A 20,977-nucleotide genomic window follows, 5' to 3' on the forward strand; every position below is an offset into this window, starting at 1 on the left:
CTCAGCCGCGGGGCTTGCGCCACATCGGGTACATGAGCGGGCCCTCCGGCAGTCGCACCGCCTCGCCGGTGAACTCCCAGCCCAGCCGCTCGTACAGCGCGCGACTGCGTTCGCTGCTCGCCTCCAGGTAGGCGGGGACCTGCTCGCGGTCGCAGGCGTCGAGCACAGGGGCCATCAGGGCGGTGCCGAGGCCCTCGCCCTGCCGTTCCGGGTGCACGGCGATCATCAGCAGGTACTCGTGCTCCTCGCCCGTCGGGTGGACGGCCCCGGTGAGCCGGCCGACGAGTTCGCACCGTTCGTTGTCGGGGTCGGCGACGGCCCGCATCCGGGCCGGGACCTCGTCCTCGCCCTCGGGTTCGCCGGCGGGGACCCGCAACCAGAGCGCGGCGGCCGAGCCGTCCTCGACGAGGTCGATCCGCCCCTCCTCCAGGGCCACGTCCACGAACACGCCGAGGAACGCGCCGTGCACGCGGGCGCGGTGCGCGGGGTCGGGGAAGACCCAGCTGCTGACCGGGTCCTCCCGGAAGGTCACGTCGAGCAGGCGTGCCACCGCGTCCCGGTCGGCCGGTCCGGCCCTGCGTATGCGATGCCCCGTCACGGTCACGGTCTTCCCCTCACCCGGCGCGGTCGCGGCGCGCTGTCCGCGATCCGACGCCCTCTCGTCCCACCGGCCCCGCGCGTCACGGGGCTCAACGTCCGCCGGTGATCCTAGAGTTGCGCCGCCGCACACGGAAAGGCCCATTCCGGCTCCGTGAGGTGCCGGAACGGGCCTTCTCCCCCGTGTTCCGGTGTCCGCGGACGGCTTGCCGGTCGAGACCATGCCGGGGCGGTGCGCGGATTCCGGACGACGGTCCGCCGGACAGGCGAGGCGGCGGATCGTCGGTTCGCGGCCGGTCGCCCTCGGGCGGCCGATCACTCGGGTGGTACGGGTGGTACGGGTGGCACAGGTGGGGCCGGGTCAGCGGGTGCGTCGGGTGACGAACTCGGCGAGGGCCAGGAGTTCCCCGGCCGCCGCCGGGTCGGGCACGGCCCGGGTCAGGTGCTGGAGCGCGGCGGCCATCCGGTCGGCGGCGTGGGCCTGGGCCCAGTCGCGTCCGCCGGCCCGTTCGACGGCGGCCGCGGCCCGACGGATCTCGTCGGGTCCGGACAGCGGGCCGGCGTAGAGGGCGGCAAGCTCGGCGCCGGCCGTCGTGCCCGAGGTGAGGGCGGCGACGACGGGCAGGGACTTCTTGCGGGCGACGAGGTCGGCGCCGGCGGGTTTGCCGGTGTGCTCCGGGTCGCCCCAGATGCCGATCAGGTCGTCGATGAGCTGGAACGCGAGCCCGGCCTCGCGGCCGAACGCGTCGAGCGCCTCCACCTCCTCCGGCCCGGCCCCCGTGTACAGGCCGCCCAGGGCGCAGGCACAGCCCAGCAGGGCGCCGGTCTTGGCGGTGGCCATGGCGAGGCATTCGTCGAGGGTGACCTCGGCGCGGTCCTCGAAGGCGCAGTCGGCGTGCTGTCCCTCGCACAGTTCGACGACGCAGTCGGTGAGCCGGGCGACGGCGGCTCCGGCCGCGGGGTGGGGCTCCTCGACGAGCAGGCGCACGGCCGCCGCCGCGAGGGCGTCCCCGGCGATGACGGTGGCGGGGACGCCGAACACGGTCCAGGCGGTGGCCCGGCCGCGCCGGCGGCGGTCCTCGTCGATGACGTCGTCGTGGAGCAGGGTGAAGTTGTGGGCGATCTCGACGGCGGCGGCGGCCCGCACCGCGTCCCGGTCGCCGCCGCCGAGGGCGCGGGCGGCGGCGAGGACGAGGGCGGGGCGGATGGCCTTGCCGCCGGCCGCCCCGGGCGGGGCGGGTCGGCCGTCGGCGTCGGTCCAGCCGAAGTGGTAGCGGGCCACCCCGCGGACCCCCGGGGGCAGTGCCTCGACGGCGCGGCGCAACTGCGGGTCGACGGTCTCCCGGGCCCGGGCGAGCAGGACGACGGCCTCGTGGGCCTCACCCGCTCCCCCGTCGCCCGCTCCCCCGTCACCGGCCGGCCCGTCGCCCGTCGCCGGCTCGCGCCGGTCCTCCGGGGAGGACGCGGGCGCGGGCACGGCGGCCAGGAGCGCGGCCGGGTCACCGATTCCGGCCCCGCCCGTCCCCACACCGTCCGGCCCGGTGGGCGCGGTGGTCAGGGGGTGTTCGCTGGTGGTCATGACTTCGGCGTCTCCTTCGACCGGTGAGCGGGTCAGCCCCAGCGACCGATCTCGACGTTCTCCAGGACGCCGAGCGCGTCCGGGACCAGCACGGCCGCCGAGAAGTAGGCGGTGACGAGGTAGGAGATGATCGCCTGCTCGCTGATGCCCATGAAGCGGACGGACAGGCTGGGCTCGATCTCGTCGGGGATGCCGGGCTGGTGCAGGCCGATGACGCCCTGAGCGGACTCGCCGGTGCGCATGCAGAGGATGGAGGTGGTGCGGGCGTCGCTGACGGGGATCTTGTTGCTCGGGAAGATCGGCACCCCGCGCCAGGCCGGGACCCGGGTGCCGGCCACGTCGACGGACTCGGGGTAGATCCCGCGCTTGTTGCACTCGCGGCCGAAGGCGGCGATGGCCTTGGGGTGGGCGAGGAACAGGTTGGAGTCGCGGCGCATCGCCAGCAGCGCGTCGAAGTCGTCGGGGGTGGGGGCGCCGTCGTGGGGCTGGATGCGCTGGTCGTACTCGGCGTTGTGGAGCAGGCCGAACTCGCGGTTGTTGAGCATCTCGTGCTCCTGGCGCTCGCGCAGCGCCTCGACCGTGAGCCGCAACTGCTGCTCGGTCTGGTTCATCGGCTGGTTGTAGAGGTCGGCGACGCGGCTGTGGACGCGCAGGACCGTCTGGGCGATGGAGAGTTCGTACTCGCGCGGGCGGGCCTCGTAGTCCACGAAGGTGCCGGGCAGCACGGCCTCGCCGACGTGGCCGGCGGAGAGGTCGATGGCGGCCTCGCCGAAGGAGTTGGAGCGCTGCGCGGGCAGGGACCCGAAGGAGTCCACGTGGGCGCGCAGGGATTCCACGCGGTCGGCGAGGAGCTGGAAGTCCTGGCGGGTGATGACGAGCGCGGTGCCGGCGGTGGTGGCGCGGGCGGTGTACTCCCAGACGGCGTCCTCCGCGACGAGGTTCTCGCCGCCGAAGTGGGCGCCGTCGGCGACGGTCCGCAGGACGGCGTCCTCGCCGTAGGGGCCGGGGCCGATGTGCTCGACGCGGCCGTGGGCGAGGAGGTACACGCGGTCGGCCTCGTTGCCGAAGGCGGTGAGTTCCTGGCCGGCCGCGAAGTCGATCTGGGTGGCGCGCTGGGCGAGTTCGCCGAGGACCTCCTCGTCCTCGTAGTCGCGCAGCAGCGGCAGTTCGCCGAGTTCGGCGGGGATGACGGCGACCCGGTCGCCGGTCTTGACGAAGGTGACGCGGCCGTCGCCGACCGTGTAGGTGAGCCGTCGGTTCACCCGGTACGTGCCGCCCTGGACCGAGACCCACGGGAGCACCTTCAGGAGCCACCGGCTCGTGATCTCCTGCATCTGCGGCACGGACTTGGTGGTGGTCGCCAAGTTTCGTGCCGCAGCGGTTCCGAGGCTTCGCTGCGGGGGAGCCTGTCCCTCGGTTTCGGAACCCGCCTGCACCGACATGTCTGTCCCTTTCGATCACTCCGTGCTTCTGCCGCCCGAACACTGTCAGGACAGAGGGTGATGCGACCATTACACAAAAGGGTGGGACTACTCCGTGTGGGTCTGGGAACGCTTCAGGGTTAACCCCCTTCACTCCTCACGGTCCGCGACCCATACGTTTCCGGCCGGCCCGTGCGTCACACGCGCCCCACCACCCCCACACCCCCGCCCCCACCTGCGCGAACCCCGCCCACGGCCGCCCCGACCCGCAGCCGGATCCCACCCCCGGACCGCTCCGCCCCACCCGACTCCGCCCGGCCGCACCCCACCGCGTTAATTTGCACAGCGGATTCCAGTTTTCTACTCTGAGGCCATGCGTCTCACCCGGTTCACCGACCTCGCCCTGCGCGTGCTGATGCGCCTGGCCGTGGAACGACCGGACGCCGAGCACCCCACCACCCGCGTCGTGGCGGAGAGCATGGCCGTGCCGTACACCCACACCGCCAAGGTGGTGGCCAGGCTCCAGCGGATGGGCCTGGTCGAGGCACGGCGCGGTCGCGGCGGGGGGCTCGGCCTCACGCCCGCCGGCCGGACCGCCTCGGTGGGCGCGGTGGTCCGCGAGCTGGAGGGCGCCGGGGACGTGGTGGAGTGCGAGGGGCCGACGCCGTGCCCGTTGCGCGCGGCCTGCGTGCTGCGCGGGGCGTTGCGCGCGGCCCAGGAGGCGTTCTTCGCCGCCCTGGACCCGGTGACGGTGGACGGGCTGGTGGCCGCCCCGACCGGGCCCCTGCTCCTCGGCATCGCCGGCACGGGCACGGGCACGCACCGACCCGCGCCCTTCGCCGAGCCCGCCGGCGACGCCTTCGCCGAGCCCCCGGCGGCGGGCCGCCCGCCCGACTGCCCGAACGGCACCGAACGGGCCGAAAGCCCCGGGCCCTGATGGCCTGATGGCCGGTTCCGATCGGCCGCTCTCCCCGCCTAGAGTCACCTTGGCGGGACCATTCGCACAGATGTCCGTACCGCGACGGCCTTCCGTGCCCACGCCCGTGAATACGCATCTCAGATGCATATTCACGTCACCCACCGCGAGATCCGGAACACCGAGGAGTCACCTGATGCTGTCCGAGAAGTCGACCGCGACCGTCAGCGCCACCCTGCCCGCCGTCGGGGCCGCCATCGGCGACATCACCGAGCTGTTCTACAAGAAGATGTTCGCCGCCCACCCCGAGCTGCTGCGCGACCTCTTCAACCGGGGCAACCAGGCCGCCGGCCTCCAGAAGCAGGCCCTGGCCGGCTCCATAGCCGCGTTCGCGACCCACCTCCTCGCCCACCCGGACACCCGCCCGGACGTGATGCTCTCCCGCATCGCCCACAAGCACGCCTCCCTCGGCGTCACCCGCGAGCAGTACCAGGTGGTCCACACCCACCTGTTCGCCGCGATCGTCGAGATCCTCGGCGAGGCCGTCACCGCCGAGGTGGCCGAGGCATGGGACGAGGTCTACTGGCTGATGGCGAACGCGCTGATCGCCCTGGAGGACCGCCTGTACGCCGAGCGCGGCGTCGCCGCCGGCGACGTGTGGCGCGAGTGGACCGTCACCGGGCGCACGGAGGAGACCGCGGACGCCGTCACCTTCACCCTCGCCCCCGCCGACGGGGCCCCGGCCCCCGCCTTCGCCGCCGGCCAGTACGTGTCCGTGCAGGTCGAACTGGCCGACGGCGCCCGCCAGATCCGCCAGTACAGCCTCTCCAGCGCCCCCGGCTCCGCGACCCGCGCGATCACCGTCAAGCGCGTCCACGGCCCGGCCGCCGCCGGCCCCGACGGCGAGGTCTCCAACCACCTGCACGCGCACGTCGCCCCCGGCCACACCCTGCGCCTGTCCGCCCCCTACGGCGACCTCGTGCTCACCGGCACCGACACCCCGCTGCTGCTGGCCTCCGCCGGCATCGGCTGCACCCCGATGGTCTCGATCCTCGGCGACCTCGCCGCCGCCGGCCACACCGGCCCGGTGACCGTCGTGCACGCCGACCGCACCCCCGCCGACCACCCGCTGGCCGCCGACCACGCCCGCCTCACCGGAGAGCTGACCGGCGCGCGCGGGGTGTTCTTCTACGAGGACGGCGCCGACGCGGAGGCCGGTCACCGCACCGGCCTGGCCGACCTCGCGGACGTGGAACTGCCCGCCGGCACCGTCGCCTACCTCTGCGGCCCGCTGCCCTTCATGCGCGCCGTCCGCGAGCAGCTGCTCGCCAAGGGCGTGCCCGCCGCCGACGTGCACTACGAGGTCTTCGGCCCCGACCTGTGGATCGCCTCGGCCTGACGCCCCACCGCGCCCACCGGGCCGGACGCCGCACCCCGGCGCCCGGCCCGGTCCCGCGCGCGGCCCCACAATGGACCCGTGACCGGCACTCCCCCGCACCCCGCCCACCCCACGGACGCCGAGGCCCGGGCCCTGGCCGCCGTGCCGCCCCGCCCGCCGTCCCCGCTCGTCGAGGTCGACGAACCGGCCCTCGCCCGGCGCGGGGTCCGGCTGCTGCTCAAGCGGGACGACCTGGTCCACCCCGAGCTGCCCGGCAACAAGTGGCGCAAGCTCGCCCCCAACCTGCGCGCCGCCCTCGCCGCCGACCACACCCGGCTCGTCACCTTCGGCGGGGCCTGGTCCAACCACCTGCGGGCCACCGCCGCCGCCGGCCGGCTGTACGGACTGGAGACGGTCGGCATCGTGCGCGGCCACGAGCTCGCCGACCGCCCGCCCAACCCCTCCCTGGCCCGCTGCCTCGCCGACGGGATGCGGCTGCGGTTCGTGACCCGCTCGGACTACCGCGAGCGCAAGGACGCCCTGCCCGCCGAACTCGGCGAGAGCGGGGCCTGGGTGGTGCCCGAGGGCGGCAGCAACGCCCCCGCCCTGACCGGCTGCGCCGAACTCGGCGCGGAACTGCGCGACCGGGCCGAGGTGGTGGCCGTGGCCTGCGGCACCGGCGGCACCCTCGCCGGTCTCGCCGCCGGCCTCGCCCCCGGACAGCGCGCCCTCGGGGTGCCCGTCCTCGCCGGCGGATTCCTCGGCGGCGAGATACGCCGGCTCCAGCTCGCGGCCTTCGGCGGGCCGCGCGGCGACTGGTCCCTGGCCGAGGGCTTCCACCACGGCGGCTACGCCAAGGTGCCGCCCGCGCTGGAGTCCTTCGCCGCCGGCTTCGAGGACCGGCACGGCCTGCCGGTGGAGCGGATCTACGTGGCGAAACTGCTGTACGCCCTCACCGCGCTCGCCGAGGCCGGCGCCTTCGCGCCCGGCACCCGCCTGGCCGCCGTGATCACCGGCCGGCCCTGAGCGCTCAGCCCGTCTCCTCCCGGTAGGCCGCCGCCTCCTCCAGGTCCAGTCGGCGCAGCAGGGTCCGCAGCATCTCGTCGTCGATGGCCCGCCGGTCCCGCAGCTCCACGAACACCTCCCGCTCCGCCGCGATCACCTCCCGCGCCAGCCGCCGGTAGATCGCGTCCGCCGACTCCCCGGTCACCTCGTTGACCGGCCCGAGCCGCTCCCACACCCCGTTGCGCCGACGCTCCAGCACCGTCCGCAGCCGGTCCGCCAACGGGCCCGGCAGCGCGTTGCCCGGCGCCGCCAGCAGTTCGTCCAGCCGCGCCTCGGCGGCCGTGGACGCCGCCGTCTGCGCCTGCGCCTCCGCCAGCGTCTCGGCCCGCACGTTCCGCTCCGGCAGCCTCAGCGCCCGGATCAGCGGCGGCAGCGTGAGCCCCTGCACGACCAGGGTCGCGATCACCGTGGTGAAAGTCAGGAACAGGATCAGGTCCCGGTGCGGGAACGGCGCCCCGGCCTCCGTCACCAGCGGGATCGAGAACGCGATGGCCAGGGACACCACCCCGCGCATCCCGGCCCAGCCCACGATCACCGGCGCCTTCCACGTGGTGTCCGGCTCCCGCTCCCGGATCCGCGCCGACAGCACCCGCGGCAGGAAGGTGGCCGGGAACACCCACAGGTAGCGCACGAGGACCACCGCCACGAACACCGCCAGCGCCCACCACGCCGTCGACCACGGGTCGTACTCGTCGCCCAGGCCCTTGATCACCACCGGCAGTTGGAGCCCGATCAGCGCGAACACCGCCGACTCCAGCACGAAGGCCACCATCTTCCACACCGCCTCCTCCTGGAGCCGGGTCGCGAAGTCCACCTGCCAGGCCCGGTGCCCGAGGTAGAGGGCCACGACCACCACGGCCAGCACCCCGGAGGCGTGGAAGCGCTCGGCCACCGCGTACGCCACGAACGGGATCAGCAGCGACAGGGTGTTCTGGAGCAGCGGTTCCTTGAGCCGGGTCCGCAGCTGGTGGATCGGCACCATCAGCACCAGGCCGACCGCCACCCCGCCGACCGCAGCGAGCAGGAACTCCACGATGCCGCCCGCCCAGCCCGCGCCCTCGCCGACCACGGCAGCCAGCGCCACCTTGTACGCGGTGATCGCCGTCGCGTCGTTCACCAGCGACTCGCCTTGGAGGATCGTGGTGATCCGCGGCGGCAGGCCCAGCTTCCGGGCGATGGCGGTGGCCGCGACCGCGTCCGGGGGCGCGATCACGGCGCCCAGCACCAGGGCCGCCGTCAACGGCAGCTCCGGCACCACCAGGTGCGTCACCCAGCCCACGGCCAGGGTCGCGAACAGCACGTACCCCACCGACAACAGGGCCACGGGGCGCACGTTGGCCCGCAGGTCCAGGTAGGAGCTGTCCACGGCCGCCGTGTACAGCAGCGGCGGCAACAACAGCGGCAGCACCACGTGCGGATCGAGGGTGTACTCGGGCACCCCGGGCACCAGGGTCGCCACCAGACCCACCCCGACCAGCAACAGCGGCGCCGGCACCGGCGTGCGGCGGGCCACCCCCGCGATGGCGGCGCTGACCGCCACCAGTGCCACCAGCGGCAGGATCTCCATCGGACTTCCCCGTCACTCTCGATACGTCGCGCCCGCGCGGGCCCGGCGGGGCGCGCGCCCACATCCTGCGGGTTCCGGCCGGCCGGATCCACACCCCGACCGCCCCTCGGACACGCCCTGCGACCCCGGCGGGCCCCACCTACGCTGGACATCATGATCGAGTGCACCCACGTGGCACGACTGCCGCGCCCCGAACCGACGCCCACGGGCCTGACCTGCCGGGAGTGCGAGCTCGTCGGCAGCCATCCGGTCCAGCTCCGGATGTGCCTGACCTGTGGGCACGTCGCGTGCTGCGATTCCTCCCCGCACCGGCACGCCACCGCACACCATCACGAATCCGGCCATCCCGTGATGCGGAGTTTCGAACCGGGAGAGACCTGGCGGTGGTGCTACGAGGACGGTTCGATCGTCTGAGGCGGGGTAGGTCAACCCTCCGCCGGTTCCCCCGGATCCGACCCCGCACACCTCTGGCCACCCTGCGTGTCCGGAGGCTTACCATCGGCCACCGGCCGTGCGCGGTCCCTTCGGACGGGCCGCGACACGACGGACCGGATCGCGATAGCGTCACCGGCGAACAGAGCTCGTACCACCTTGGAGGTGAGGGTGTCCCAGATCGCAGGCGAGCCCGGGACCCAGGACTTCGTGGAAGTCCGACTGCCGGCCGCGGGCGCCTATCTGTCGGTGTTGCGCACGGCCACGGCCGGCCTCGCGGCACGATTGGACTTCACCCTCGACGAGATCGAGGACCTTCGCATCGCGGTGGACGAGGCGTGCGCGATCCTGCTCCAGCAGGCCGTGCCCGGCTCGGTGCTGAGCTGCGTCTTCCGGCTGATCGACGACTCGTTGGAGGTCACGGTCTCCGCGCCGACCACCGACGGGCGGGCCCCGGAGCGCGACACGTTCGCGTGGACGGTGCTGTCGGCGCTGGCGGGCAAGGTCGAATCGACCGTCGAGGCGGACCGCACGGTCAGCATCAGCCTGTACAAACAGCGCGGCGCGGGACCAGGCCCGGCGTGAGCGGCGGGGAGAACCCGATGCGCCACGACGGGCCGCGACCCGAGGGCGCGGGCCCGACCCGGGCGGCGGACCGGTCGGCGATCCCCGCGCAGGGCGCCCGACCCGGTCCGGGCCGGCCCGGACCGGCGGAGGATGTGGACCACGGCTTTTCGGACTCGGCGGAGCGACGGGCGGGCCCCATGAGCGACAACCAGCACGACGACCCCGGCATCGGACCGGCCGATCCGGTCGAGGGCGGGGACCGGGCCCACGGACCCGCGACGACCGGATCCGCGACGACCGGGCCGGTCGAGGCCGGCACGGCGGACACCGACGAGGTCGGGGCGAACGCGGTCGAGTCCGACGGCGTCCAGGCCGACGGCGTCCAGGCCGACGGGGCCGCGTCCGGCGCTTCGGACCGGCCGGGACCGTTCCGGCGCTCCGGGCGCGGGGTGCCCTCGCAGGGCGGTGAGGGACGGGACCGCAACGGCGCCCGCGCCCTCTTCATCGAACTGCGGGAGCTGCCCGAGGGTTCCCCGGCCCGGGCCGAGCTGCGCAACCGGCTGGTGCGGATGCACCTGCCGCTGGTGGAGCACCTGGCCCGCCGGTTCCGCAACCGGGGCGAGCCGCTGGACGACCTGACCCAGGTCGCCACGATCGGGCTGATCAAGTCCGTGGACCGGTTCGACCCGGACCGGGGCGTGGAGTTCTCCACGTACGCGACCCCGACCGTGGTCGGCGAGATCAAGCGGCACTTCCGGGACAAGGGCTGGGCCGTGCGGGTGCCGCGTCGGCTCCAGGAGCTGCGGTTGGCGCTGACCACGGCCACCGCCGAGCTGTCGCAGACCCACGGCCGCTCCCCCACCGTGCACGAGCTGGCCGAACGGCTCGGGATCTCGGAGGAGGAGGTGCTGGAGGGGCTGGAGTCGGCGAACGCCTACTCGACCCTCTCGCTGGACGTGCCGGACACCGACGACGAGTCGCCGGCGGTCGCGGACACCCTGGGCGCCGAGGACGAGGCGCTGGAGGGGGTCGAGTACCGGGAGTCGCTGAAGCCGCTGCTGGAGGGGCTGCCGCCGCGCGAGAAGCGGATCCTGCTGCTGCGGTTCTTCGGGAACATGACCCAGTCGCAGATCGCGCAGGAGGTGGGCATCTCGCAGATGCACGTCTCGCGGCTGTTGGCGCGGACCCTGGCGCAGTTGCGGGACAAGCTCCTCGTGGAGGAGTGAGCGGACGGCGCGGAAACGGGCGGGGGCCCGGGGAAGAGAGTCTCTTCCCCGGGCCCCCGCCCGTTTCGCGTGTGGCGCCGGCGCGGGTCAGCCGGCGCGGTCGGCGGCCGGGCCGATGCCGAGGGCCTCGGTGGCGGTGGGGTTGACGAGCAGGCCGGTGACCACGACGGCGATCACGGCGAGGACCACGGCGCCGGCGATCAGCGCGCCGCCGGCCGTCCACAGGCTCCAGGCCACGGGCACGGCCATGAGCTGGGTGATCAGGGCCGGGCCGCGGCTCCAGCGGCGGCCGTACCGCAGGCCGCGGGCGGCGATCAGCGGCAGGGCGGCCAGGGCCAGCAGGGTCAGTCCGCCGGTCTCGGCGGTGGTCGCGGACTCGGGGTCGCCGCCGATGCCCACCCAGAGCAGGTAGACGCCGAGTCCGGCGAGGGCCAGCCCTTCCAGGGCGGTGAGTGCGGCCGCCGCCGTCAGTCGGCCGGGAAGCGTCCCGGCGGTGGGCTCGGCGGCTGCGGTGGGGGTCTGCTCGGTGCTCACCCTTGCAGGGTACGGGCCGTGCCGCCGGCCGTTCGACGGGTGGGTACTCTGCTTCCCATGCGTGCTCTCCTCGTGGCCAACCCAGCAGCGACGACGACCAGCGCGCGGACGCGCGACGTGCTCGTGCACGCCCTGGCCAGCGAGATGAAGCTGGAGGCGGTGACCACGGAGTACCGGGGGCACGCGCGGGACCTGGGCCGACGGGCGGCGCGGGACCGGAGCATCGACCTGGTGGTGGCGCTGGGGGGTGACGGCACCGTCAACGAGGTCGTCAACGGTCTGCTGGACGACGACGGCCCGGATCCGGACCGGCAGCCGGCCCTGGCGGTGGTGCCGGGCGGTTCGACGAACGTGTTCGCGCGGGCGCTGGGGCTGCCGAACGACTCGGTCGAGGCGACCGGGGTGCTGTTGGACGCGCTGCGGGAGCGGCGCGAGCGGTCGGTGGGCCTGGGTCTGGCGTCGGGGACGCCGGGGACCGAGGACGAGGGGGTGCCGGCGCGCTGGTTCACGTTCTGCGCGGGTTTCGGTTTCGACGCGGGCGTGGTGGGACGGGTCGAACAACAGCGGGAACGGGGCAAGCGGTCCACGCACGCGTTGTACGTGCGGCAGTTGGTGCGGCAGTTCTGGGAGGAGCCGCACCGGCGACACGGAACGATCGCTTTGGAGCGTCCGAACGCGGATCCGGTGACGGACCTGGTGTTGTCGATAGTGTGCAACACGTCACCGTGGACTTATCTGGGAAATCGCCCGCTGTACGCCTCTCCCGAGGCATCCTTTGACACGGCGCTTGACGTGCTGGCGTTGAACCGTTTGTCAACTTCGGCCGCCGCGCGCTACGGCGCACAGCTGCTGACCTCGACTCCTGAGCGCGGTCCGCACGGCAAGCACGCCGTGTCCCTGCACGATCTGACCGACTTCACCTTGCATTCGAAGGTCCCCCTGCCCTTCCAGATGGACGGCGATCACCTGGGTTTGCGCACCAGCGTTCAGTTCACAGGCGTTCGCCGTGCACTGCGTGTGATTGTGTGAGTGGAAGGGCCTAAAGTCCTTTCACTCGAACGTTTAGGCGCTACTCCACCCCTAGGATGTAGGGCTGTGACCTAGTCGACACCGACGAATCCAAAAAAACTTTCCGGAAGGGGTTGTATCCCCGTCCGAGGTTTGCGAATCTCTTCATGGCGGTCGGGACAGCCCGCAGAACCCGGCACCCCCACAGATCGCCAGAACCCCTCCACGAATCCGGTCCAACACCAGACACCTGGCTGTCGGCCCTTCCCTCACGGGGCGATTCGTGAAAGCGTTCACATTCACAAGCAACCTGCCCGCAATACAAGGAGATGGAGCAGCCATGGACTGGCGTCACAACGCCGTTTGTCGTGAGGAAGACCCGGAGCTCTTCTTCCCCATCGGCAACACCGGTCCTGCGCTGCTGCAGATCGAGGAAGCCAAGGCCGTCTGCCGTCGCTGCCCCGTCATGGAGCAGTGCCTGCAGTGGGCGCTCGAGTCCGGTCAGGACTCCGGCGTCTGGGGCGGTCTCAGCGAGGACGAGCGCCGCGCGATGAAGCGCCGCGCCGCTCGCAACCGGGCGCGCAACGCCAGCGCCTGACCCTGACTTTCGAGCCTCGACGCAGCGCGCAGTTCCCCCCACATCAGCGCCCGCACCAGTGCTCTCGAACCCCGGACCGTGTTCGCACGGACCGGGGTTCAGTGCTGTGCGGGGCCCGCGCCGGCCATGATCCGCGGCGTGTGCGATCGCGATCCGACCCCGGGTCGTCACCTTCCGTGACGACCCGGGGTTCGGTCATTTCTGCGGGGCCACCGGCACGTCCAACACCACGCGGGTGCCCTGGGGTTCGGCAGCGACCATGTCGAAGCGGCCGCCGAGTTCGCCCTCGACCAGGGTGCGGACGATCTGGAGGCCCAGGTTCCCGGCCTTCTTCGGGTCGAAGCCGGCGGGCAGTCCCTTGCCGTCGTCGGTGACCGTGATCACCAGACGGGCGTCGGCCCGGCCCGTTCCGGTGCGGGTGGCGGCCACCTCCACCGTGCCCCGGTCCCCCGGCGCGAAGGCGTGCTCCAGGGCGTTCTGGAGCACCTCCGTCAACACCATGGACAGCGGGGTCGCCACTTCGGCGTCCAAAATCTCGAACCGGCCCACCCGGCGGCAGTCCACCCGGCCCGGGGAGATCTCGGCGACCATCGCGATCACGCGGTCGGCGATCTCGTCGAACTCCACGCGCTCGTCCAGGTTCTGAGACAGCGTCTCATGGACGATGGCGATCGAACCCACCCGGCGGACCGCCTCGGCCAGCGCCTCGCGGCCCTGCGGGGAGTCCATCCGGCGGGCCTGGAGGCGCAGCAGCGCGGCCACGGTCTGGAGGTTGTTCTTCACCCGGTGGTGGATCTCCCGGATGGTGGCATCCTTCGTGATCAACTCGCGCTCGCGGCGGCGCAGTTCCGTCACGTCCCGGCACAGCACCAGGGAGCCGATCCGGGTCCCCTTGGGCTTGAGCGGGATCGCGCGGAGCTGGATCACCCCGCTGCTGCCCTCCACCTCGGTCTCGCGCGGCGCCCAGCCGCTGGCGAGCTTCACCAGGGCCTCGTCCACCGGGCCCCGGGAGGGGGCCAGTTCGGCCGTGATGGCGCCCAGGTGCTGGCCCACGAGGTCGGAGGCCAGGCCGAGCCGGTGGTAGGCGGACAGGGCGTTCGGGGAGGCGTAGGTGACCACGCCCTCCGCGTCCAGCCTTATCAGCCCGTCCCCGGCGCGCGGGGAGGCGTCCATGTCCACCTGCTGCCCCGGGAAGGGGAAGGAACCGGCCGCGATCATCTGGGCCAGGTCGGAGGCGGACTGAAGGTAGGTGAGCTCAAGCCGGCTCGGGGTGCGCACGGTGAGCAGGTTGGTGTTGCGCGCGATCACGCCGAGCACCCGGCCCTCGCGGCGGACCGGGATGGACTCGACCCGGACCGGGACCTCCTCGCGCCACTCCGGGTCCCCCTCGCGCACGATCCGGCCCTCGTCGAGGGCCGCGTCGAGCAGCGGCCGGCGGCCGCGCGGGACCAGGTGGCCGACCATGTCGTCCTGGTAGGAGGTGGGGCCGGTGTTCGGGCGCATCTGGGCCACGGACACGTAGCGGGTGCCGTCGAGGGTGGGCACCCACAGCACCAGGTCCGCGAAGGAGAGGTCGGAGAGCAGCTGCCACTCCGAGACCAACATGTGGAGCCACTCCAGGTCTGTGTCACTGAGAGCGGTGTGCTGGCGTACGAGGTCGTTCATGGAGGGCACGCTTGCGAGGGTACCCGGATCCCGGGAATGTCTTGGGCCAAGACTTTCCTCCCGGTGATACCCACGGGCCCGCCGGTCCGCGTACGCTTGGAGGAAGTGACGGCGACCCCCCGGCGTCACTTGGATGGACAGAGGATATTGGTCTAGTCCACAATGGGGATCACGCTTCCGCCCTCCCCGCACAGGAGGACGGATCGAGGTAAGCCGCGCGTTCTGCCCTGACCGCGCCGGCACCTCCTGCCGGCCGCCGGGAACCGCACACCCGTCGGCCGTGGAAACTCCGGTTTACGGTGCCGGGCGGGTTGAGGGTCCTGCCCCGGCACCGTGGACCGGAGGACCCGTGCGGGGTCGAGGACCACCTCCCCCGCACCCCCTCCCACGAGCCCGCCCCGGCCCGCTCGCCGTGCGCGCCCGGCCCGTCCGCGTCAGCATGGAGAGCGACCCGCGCCCGGCTCCGGCCCTCGGCGAAACCCGGACGAAGGTCGGGCGAAGAGCTGACGAACGGCGGGGCCCGGCGGGCTTCACTCTGCTAGATTGGTCTATACCACAAGAGTGCACACCCCTCTCCAGATCGGCAGGCCCAGCGTGGAAGTTGTCATCGTCCCGGACGCCGCGGCAGGCGGCGAGCTCATCGCGGAGGCCATGGCCGCCCTGGTGCGCCGCAAGCCCGACGCCCTCCTCGGTGTCGCGACCGGCTCGACCCCCCTGCCGATCTACACCGCGCTCGCGGCGAAGGTGAAGGCCGGCGAGGTCGACGCGACCAAGGCCCGCGTCTGCCAGCTCGACGAGTACGTGGGCCTGCCCGCCGGCCACCCCGAGTCCTACCGCGCCGTCGTGCTCCGCGAGGTCGTGGAGCCCCTCGGCCTGTCCGAGGCGTCCTTCATGGGCCCCGACGGCTCCGCCGCCGACATCGTGGCCGCGTGCGAGGACTACGACGCCGCGCTGGCCGCCGCCGGCGGCGTGGACCTCCAGCTGCTGGGCATCGGCACCGACGGGCACATCGGCTTCAACGAGCCCTGCTCCTCGCTGGCCTCCCGGACCCGCATCAAGACCCTCACCGAGCAGACCCGCGTGGACAACGCGCGCTTCTTCGAGGGCGACATCGAGCAGGTCCCGCACCACGTCATCACCCAGGGCATCGGCACCATCCTCGACGCCCGCCACCTGGTCCTGCTCGCCACCGGCGAGGGCAAGGCCGAGGCCGTCGCGCAGACCGTCGAGGGTCCCGTCTCCTCCCTGGTCCCGGCCTCCGCGCTCCAGCTGCACCGGCACGCGACCGTGGTCGTGGACGAGGCCGCCGCCTCCAAGCTGAAGCTGGCCGACTACTTCCGCCACGCCTACGCGAACAAGCCCTCCTGGCAGGGCCTGTAGCCGACCCCGCGAGCCCCTTCGCGGGCCCGCACGGCACACGCCGAAGGGCCGGGACCCCCACACGGGGCTCCCGGCCCTTCGGCGTTCCCGGGGCCCGGGAGCCCGCGGGGAGGCCGCACGCGAACGAGGGGCCGGCACCCCCGTGACGGGTGCCGGCCCCTCGGCCTGTGCGCGGGTGCGCCGACGCGTCAGCGCACGCCCGCGATGTACTCCGCCGCCGCCCGCCCGCAGACGCGGGAGGCGCCGTGGGTGGCGATGTGCAGGGCGCCGGCGGGCTCGGCCCCCGGCAGGCCCAGCTCGACCACGACGGTGTCGGGGCGGGCCGCGACCAGCTCGTCCACGAGGGCGCCCATCCAGGCGTGCCGGTGGATGTCGCGGGCCGCGATCACCAGGGTCCGCTCGCCGGCGGCGGCGCGGATCTCCTCGGCCTTCGCGGACTCGCCGAAGGTCTCGGCGAGGGTGCCGGGCAGCAGCTCGGCGAGGTCGGCCGCGATGCCCCAGGGGGTCTCGGCGCCGACCGCGAAGTTGGACACGGAGTCCAGGGTGGCCACGAAGGGCTCGGCGATCGGGGCGAGCGGGGCGCCGGTGACGCGCAGCGCGCGACGGGCCGCGACCAGGCCGATGCCGGGCGCGTTCCCCTCCTCGGACGCGCCCGGCGCGGCCTCGACCCGGGTGGCCCGGGTCCATTCGGCGAGGGACCGCACCCGGGCGGCGGCGTCGGCGAGACGCTGCTCCGAGAGGGTGCCCTCGCGGACGGCGGACACCAGTGCGTCGCGCAGGCGCAGCACGGTGCCCTCGTCGCTGTGTCCGCCGCCGACGCAGATCGCGTCGGCGCCGGCGGCGATGGCCAGGACGGTGCCGCGCTCGATGCCGTAGGTGCCGGCGATCGCGTTCATCTCGATGCCGTCGGTGACGATCAGGCCCTCGTAGCCCAGCTCGCGGCGGAGCAGGTCGGTGAGGATCAGCGGGCTGACCGTGGCCGGTCGGGTGGCGTCCAGGGCGGGCACGAGGATGTGCGCGCTCATGATCGCCTTGGTGTCGGCGGCGATGGCGGCCTTGAACGGGACCAGTTCGCGGGCCGCGAGGGTGTCGAGGTCCACGTCGATGCGGGGCAGCGCCTCGTGGGAGTCGACGTTGGTGTCGCCGTGCCCGGGGAAGTGCTTGGTGCAGACGGCGACGCCGGCGGCCTGCATGCCCGTGACGTAGGCGGCGGTGTGCCGGGCGGTCAGGCCCGTGTCGGCGCCGAAGGAGCGGACGCCGATGACCGGGTTGTCGGGGTTTGAGTTGACGTCGGCGGACGGCGCCCAGTTGAAGTTGATCCCGCATTCGGCCAGGCGCAGGGCCAGGGCGTGCGCGACCTGCCGGGTCAGCTCGGTGTCGTCCACCGCGCCGAGGGCCAGGTTGCCGGGGAAGGAGGAGCCGGTGTGGACCTCCAGGCGGGTGACGTCGCCGCCCTCCTCGTCGATGGCGACGAGGACGTCGTCGCGCTCGGCGCGGAGGCGGGCGGTCAGCCGGGCGAGCTGCTCGGGGTCCTGGACGTTGCGCCCGAAGAGGGCGACGGAGGCCAGGCCCTCGTCGAGGGAGCGGAGCAGCCAGGCGGGCGGCTCGGTGCCGACGAACCCGGGCTGGAGGACGGCCAGCGCGTCACGGGTGACGGAGTCGACGCGGTGCTGTGCGAGGACGGTCATCGGATCAACCCTTCACGGCGCCGGAGGTGAGGCCGGCGGCCATCTTCTTCTGGACGATCATGAAGAACACGACGACCGGGATGGCGATGAGCGTGGACGCGGCCATCAGGGCGCCGTAGTCGGTGCCACGCGAGGTCGTGAAGTTCATCAGCCACACGTTGAGGGTGTACTTGTCGTTGTCCTGGAGGACCACGTAGGCCAGCAGGTACTCGTTCCACGCGTTGATCAGCGCGAAGATCGACGCGGCGGCCAGGCCCGGGGCGAGCAGCGGGAAGATGACCCGCCAGAAGCCGCCCATCCGGGAGCAGCCGTCCACCATCGCGGACTCCTCCAGCTCCTTCGGGATGTTGATCACGAAGCCGCGGATCATCCAGGTCGCGAAGGGCAGGGTGGAGACGAGGTAGATGACGATGACGCCCCAGTACTCGTTCAACCCGCCGAGGTCGTTGAGCTGGATGTAGATGGGGATGAGCATCGCGGTGGGCGGGAGCAGCTGGATGACCAGCAGCACGATCATGAACGCCTTGCGGCCGAAGAACTTGAAGCGGCCGATGGCGTAGGCGGCGATGGTGGAGAGGATCATGCCGCCGACCACGGCGGTGACGCAGATCAGCAGGCTGGAGTAGATCGCCGTGCCGAAGTTGGGGGCGTTGATGGCGCGGCTGAAGTTGTCGAACGTGATCGAGGACGGCCACAGGGTCTGGTCGTAGCTGCGGATCTCGCTGTTCGGGCGCAGCGAGCTGATGATCAGCCAGTAGACCGGGAAGGCCATGATCACGAAGCCGACGATGCCGATGGCGTTGTAGACGTAGCGGCTGGTGCGGCGCTTTTGCGCACCGCTCTTGGCGGGCTTCGCGGGCTTGGCCGGCGCGGCGGGCGGGGTGGAGGTGGTGGCGCTCACTCGACCTCTCCGATCTTCATCAGCTGGCGCAGGTAGTACACCGCGACGCCGGACAGCAGCAGGACACTGATCAGCGCGATGGCGGAGCCCTGGCTGAAGGAGTTGGACGAGAATGCCTTCTCGAACGAGTAGATGCCGAGCAGCGAGTACTCCGGCTCGGGCTTGTTGCCGCGGATCAGGAAGACCTGGCCGAAGACGTTGAAGTCCCAGATCACGGAGAGGGTGGCGACCATCTGGAAGACCGGCTTGATGACCGGCCAGGTGACGTAGCCGAAGACGCCCATGACGCCGGCGCCGTCGAGGGACGCGGCCTCCTCCAGTTCCTTGGGGACCTGGAGCAGCGCGGCGTAGAGGGTCACGGCCACGAAGGGGATCGCGCCCCAGACCACGACGCCGCCGATGATCAGGAAGCCCTGGACCGGGTTGATGAACCAGTTGTGGCCCTGGAAGTCCAGCCCGAAGTACTTGGTGAGGACCATGTTCAGGACGCCGTAGTCGGAGTCCGAGAACCAGCGGAAGATCGAGGTGGAGACCAGCAGCGGCATCGACCAGGCGGCGATGAGCGCGGCGGTCAGGGTCAGCCGGACCCAGTTCGACATGCGCTGCATGGCCATCGCGACACCGAGGCCGAGGGCCATGGTCGTGACCACGCAGACCACCATGAAGACCACGGTGCGCACGACGACGGACCAGAACTCGCCGTCGCTCAGGATGTTGGTGAACTGCTGGAGGCCGACCCACTCGGGGGTGGCGCCCGACCAGAGCTCTCGGCGGCCCACGTCCTGGAAGGACATGATGATGGTCTTCGCCAGGGGCCAGACGAAGACCGCCACGATGGCGATGAAAGCCGGGGCTATCAGGAGGAAGGGCAGGTAGGCGCCGGCCTTCTTCTTGGCCTTGGGCTTCTTGTCACCCACTCCCGCGGGCTGGGTACCCGAGCCGGCGGCGGCCCGCTGAGCGGGTGCCGTTGGCTCGGCTGCTTTCATGTCGGCAGCACTCACTGGTGGCGGCCTTCCAATCGGTCACGGCGTCTTACGAGGTAAAGGGGGGTGGCGGACCGGTGACCGGTCTGCCACCCCCCCTTGGTGGATCACTCAGCGATCCGCACGCTCCGTGCGGGGAGCGGCTCGGAAGTCCCTACGGTCAGGACTTCTCGTTGATCAGCTTGTTGATGGCCTCGTCGGCCTTCTTGGTGGCGTCCGCGACGCTGGTGCCCTTGATGATGTCGAGCACCATGGTCTCCAGGATTTCCTGCTTCTCGATCGCGGCCCAGCCGGGGGCGATCGGGGTGAACCAGGCGTTCGGGACGGCGTTGGCGACGGCGGCCGTCTCGGGCTTGGCCTTCAGCGGCTCCAGCTGCTTGGTGTTGTTCGGCAGCACGTTCTTGGAGGCGAGCACCTCACCGGCCTTGGCGTTGGTGAAGAGGGAGATCCACTCCTCGCCGAGGTCCTGCTGCTTGGACTTGGAGATGGTCGCCAGGTCCGAGCCGCCGATGAAGGACGGGAGCGCCTTGCCGTCGGGGCCGGGCATGCCCGCGGTGCCGATCTTGTCCTTGAGCTTCGGGTTGCCGTTGGCCGCCGGGTCGACGACGCTGCCGGACTCCCAGCCGTTGCCGTAGAACAGCGCGGCCTTCTCGTTGGCCATGACGTTGGCCTGGTCCTGCTCGTCCTTCGTCTTGTCGCCGTGGTTGTACTTGTTGACGAGGTCGACGAAGTGCTGGATGCCCTTCTGGGCCTCCGGGGTGGACAGGCTCGCGGTCCACTTCTTCGAGCCCTCGTCGTACTTGGCGATCTGGCCGTTGTACGCCGCGACGTAGGACATGGCCGCGTACCAGTAGCGACCCGGGAGGTACAGCGGGGAGAAGGCCTTGTCGGAGCCCTTCTTCTCGGCGATCTTGTCGAGCGCCGCCGTCAGGTCCTTCTCGGTGGCCGGGAGGGCGTCGGAGCCGGTGGCCTCCTTGAAGATGTCCTTGTTGTACACACCGACGCGGGCGCCGGCGTAGTACGGGACGCAGTAGACCTTGCCCTCGTAGGAGCAGGTGTCCTTGAGGCCCTTGATCCAGGAGTCCGAGTTCTCGTACTTCTTCGGGTCGACCTCGCCGAGGGCGCCGTTGAGGATGTACGTCATGGTCTCGGTGTTGCCAAGCTCGACCACGTCGGGGAACTTGTCACCGGCGAGGGAGGCGTCCAGCTTCTTGGTCTTGTCGCCCCACTGCTGGTACTGGACGTTGACCTTGACGTCCGGGTACTTCTTGTTGAACTCGGCGTTGACGTCCTTGACCAGTTCCGGCCAGCTGGTCTGCGCGTCGACCATGAGCCAGACGGTCAGCTCGCCCTTGCGCTCCTTCGGGTCACCGCCGGCCTTGTTGCCACCGTCGTTGCCACCACACGCGGCCAGACCGGCCACCATGCCCGCGACACCGATAGCCGCCATGAGCTTGCGCTTCACGCCACCC

18 protein-coding genes and 1 pseudogene are annotated in these 20,977 nt (G+C 72.1%); 9 read left to right on the forward strand and 10 right to left on the reverse strand.

Features of this window, described 5'->3' with window-relative positions; all coding sequences use genetic code 11:
- Window position 1 precedes the first annotated feature (1 nt).
- The 3 genes from ACN20G_RS06860 to ACN20G_RS06870 form a co-directional block, all read right to left on the reverse strand.
- Entirely contained in the window at window positions 2-598 is a 597-nt protein-coding gene (locus ACN20G_RS06860) for a GNAT family N-acetyltransferase (RefSeq protein WP_424211831.1), read from the reverse strand.
- Between the two features lie 360 nt (window positions 599-958).
- Window positions 959-2,176 (reverse strand): family 2 encapsulin nanocompartment cargo protein polyprenyl transferase, encoded by a 1,218-nt coding sequence (locus tag ACN20G_RS06865; RefSeq protein WP_424211832.1) that lies wholly within the window; start codon window positions 2,174-2,176, stop codon window positions 959-961.
- A 32-nt stretch (window positions 2,177-2,208) separates the two neighbouring features.
- Entirely contained in the window at window positions 2,209-3,618 is a 1,410-nt protein-coding gene (locus ACN20G_RS06870; protein ID WP_424211833.1) for a family 2B encapsulin nanocompartment shell protein, read from the reverse strand.
- A gap of 352 nt (window positions 3,619-3,970) precedes the next feature.
- Between ACN20G_RS06870 and ACN20G_RS06875 the strand changes: the two are divergent.
- The 3 genes and pseudogenes from ACN20G_RS06875 to ACN20G_RS06885 form a co-directional block, all read left to right on the forward strand.
- A pseudogene (locus tag ACN20G_RS06875) lies at window positions 3,971-4,408 on the forward strand (RrF2 family transcriptional regulator); the annotation flags it as partial.
- A gap of 301 nt (window positions 4,409-4,709) precedes the next feature.
- Window positions 4,710-5,912, forward strand: coding sequence for a globin domain-containing protein (locus ACN20G_RS06880; RefSeq protein WP_424211834.1), 1,203 nt, complete (start codon window positions 4,710-4,712; stop codon window positions 5,910-5,912).
- Between the two features lie 78 nt (window positions 5,913-5,990).
- A complete protein-coding gene (locus tag ACN20G_RS06885; protein WP_424211835.1) occupies window positions 5,991-6,917 on the forward strand; it encodes a 1-aminocyclopropane-1-carboxylate deaminase/D-cysteine desulfhydrase in 927 nt (308 codons plus the stop codon).
- Between the two features lie 4 nt (window positions 6,918-6,921).
- Here ACN20G_RS06885 and ACN20G_RS06890 read toward each other — a convergent pair whose 3' ends face one another.
- Complete coding sequence (locus ACN20G_RS06890) at window positions 6,922-8,523, reverse strand: Na+/H+ antiporter (RefSeq protein WP_424211836.1); 1,602 nt, start codon at window positions 8,521-8,523, stop codon at window positions 6,922-6,924.
- A gap of 153 nt (window positions 8,524-8,676) precedes the next feature.
- Here ACN20G_RS06890 and ACN20G_RS06895 point away from each other — a divergent pair, with 153 nt between their 5' ends.
- From ACN20G_RS06895 to ACN20G_RS06905, 3 genes are all read left to right on the forward strand, one after another.
- Window positions 8,677-8,937 (forward strand): UBP-type zinc finger domain-containing protein, encoded by a 261-nt coding sequence (locus ACN20G_RS06895; RefSeq protein ID WP_424211837.1) that lies wholly within the window; start codon window positions 8,677-8,679, stop codon window positions 8,935-8,937.
- Between the two features lie 189 nt (window positions 8,938-9,126).
- A complete protein-coding gene (locus tag ACN20G_RS06900) occupies window positions 9,127-9,540 on the forward strand; it encodes an anti-sigma regulatory factor (RefSeq protein WP_424211838.1) in 414 nt (137 codons plus the stop codon).
- Between the two features lie 179 nt (window positions 9,541-9,719).
- Window positions 9,720-10,748, forward strand: a complete 1,029-nt coding sequence (locus ACN20G_RS06905; RefSeq protein WP_424211839.1) for an RNA polymerase sigma factor SigF — start codon at window positions 9,720-9,722, stop codon at window positions 10,746-10,748.
- Window positions 10,749-10,835: 87 nt separating this feature from the next.
- On the opposite strand, the gene ACN20G_RS06910 is transcribed toward ACN20G_RS06905, so the two are convergent.
- On the reverse strand, window positions 10,836-11,282 hold the full coding sequence (locus tag ACN20G_RS06910; RefSeq protein ID WP_424211840.1) for a hypothetical protein: 447 nt from the start codon (window positions 11,280-11,282) through the stop codon (window positions 10,836-10,838).
- Between the two features lie 57 nt (window positions 11,283-11,339).
- Between ACN20G_RS06910 and ACN20G_RS06915 the strand changes: the two genes are divergently transcribed.
- Both ACN20G_RS06915 and ACN20G_RS06920 read left to right on the forward strand, forming a co-directional pair.
- On the forward strand, window positions 11,340-12,311 hold the full coding sequence (locus ACN20G_RS06915) for a diacylglycerol/lipid kinase family protein (protein WP_424211841.1): 972 nt from the start codon (window positions 11,340-11,342) through the stop codon (window positions 12,309-12,311).
- Between the two features lie 319 nt (window positions 12,312-12,630).
- A complete protein-coding gene (locus tag ACN20G_RS06920; RefSeq protein ID WP_003953983.1) occupies window positions 12,631-12,888 on the forward strand; it encodes a WhiB family transcriptional regulator in 258 nt (85 codons plus the stop codon).
- A 195-nt stretch (window positions 12,889-13,083) separates the two neighbouring features.
- On the opposite strand, the gene ACN20G_RS06925 is transcribed toward ACN20G_RS06920, so the two are convergent.
- A complete protein-coding gene (locus ACN20G_RS06925) occupies window positions 13,084-14,553 on the reverse strand; it encodes a sensor histidine kinase (protein WP_424215401.1) in 1,470 nt (489 codons plus the stop codon).
- 594 nt (window positions 14,554-15,147) lie between these two features.
- Between ACN20G_RS06925 and nagB the strand changes: the two genes are divergently transcribed.
- Window positions 15,148-15,933, forward strand: coding sequence for a glucosamine-6-phosphate deaminase (gene nagB / locus ACN20G_RS06930; protein WP_424215402.1), 786 nt, complete (start codon window positions 15,148-15,150; stop codon window positions 15,931-15,933).
- Window positions 15,934-16,121: 188 nt separating this feature from the next.
- Here the strand turns inward: nagB and ACN20G_RS06935 are convergent, their stop codons facing one another.
- From ACN20G_RS06935 to ACN20G_RS06950, 4 genes are all read right to left on the reverse strand, one after another.
- A complete protein-coding gene (locus ACN20G_RS06935) occupies window positions 16,122-17,621 on the reverse strand; it encodes a glycoside hydrolase family 3 protein (RefSeq protein ID WP_424211844.1) in 1,500 nt (499 codons plus the stop codon).
- 4 nt (window positions 17,622-17,625) lie between these two features.
- Window positions 17,626-18,522, reverse strand: coding sequence for a carbohydrate ABC transporter permease (locus ACN20G_RS06940; RefSeq protein ID WP_424211845.1), 897 nt, complete (start codon window positions 18,520-18,522; stop codon window positions 17,626-17,628).
- Complete coding sequence (locus ACN20G_RS06945; RefSeq protein WP_424211846.1) at window positions 18,519-19,523, reverse strand: carbohydrate ABC transporter permease; 1,005 nt, start codon at window positions 19,521-19,523, stop codon at window positions 18,519-18,521. The genes ACN20G_RS06940 and ACN20G_RS06945 overlap by 4 nt, the downstream gene beginning before the upstream one ends.
- Before the next feature lie 142 nt (window positions 19,524-19,665).
- Complete coding sequence (locus ACN20G_RS06950) at window positions 19,666-20,970, reverse strand: extracellular solute-binding protein (RefSeq protein WP_424211847.1); 1,305 nt, start codon at window positions 20,968-20,970, stop codon at window positions 19,666-19,668.
- Between the last annotated feature and the right edge of the window lie 7 nt (window positions 20,971-20,977).

It is taken from the genome of Streptomyces dryopteridis, assembly GCF_049606955.1.
Lineage (GTDB): Bacteria > Actinomycetota > Actinomycetes > Streptomycetales > Streptomycetaceae > Streptomyces.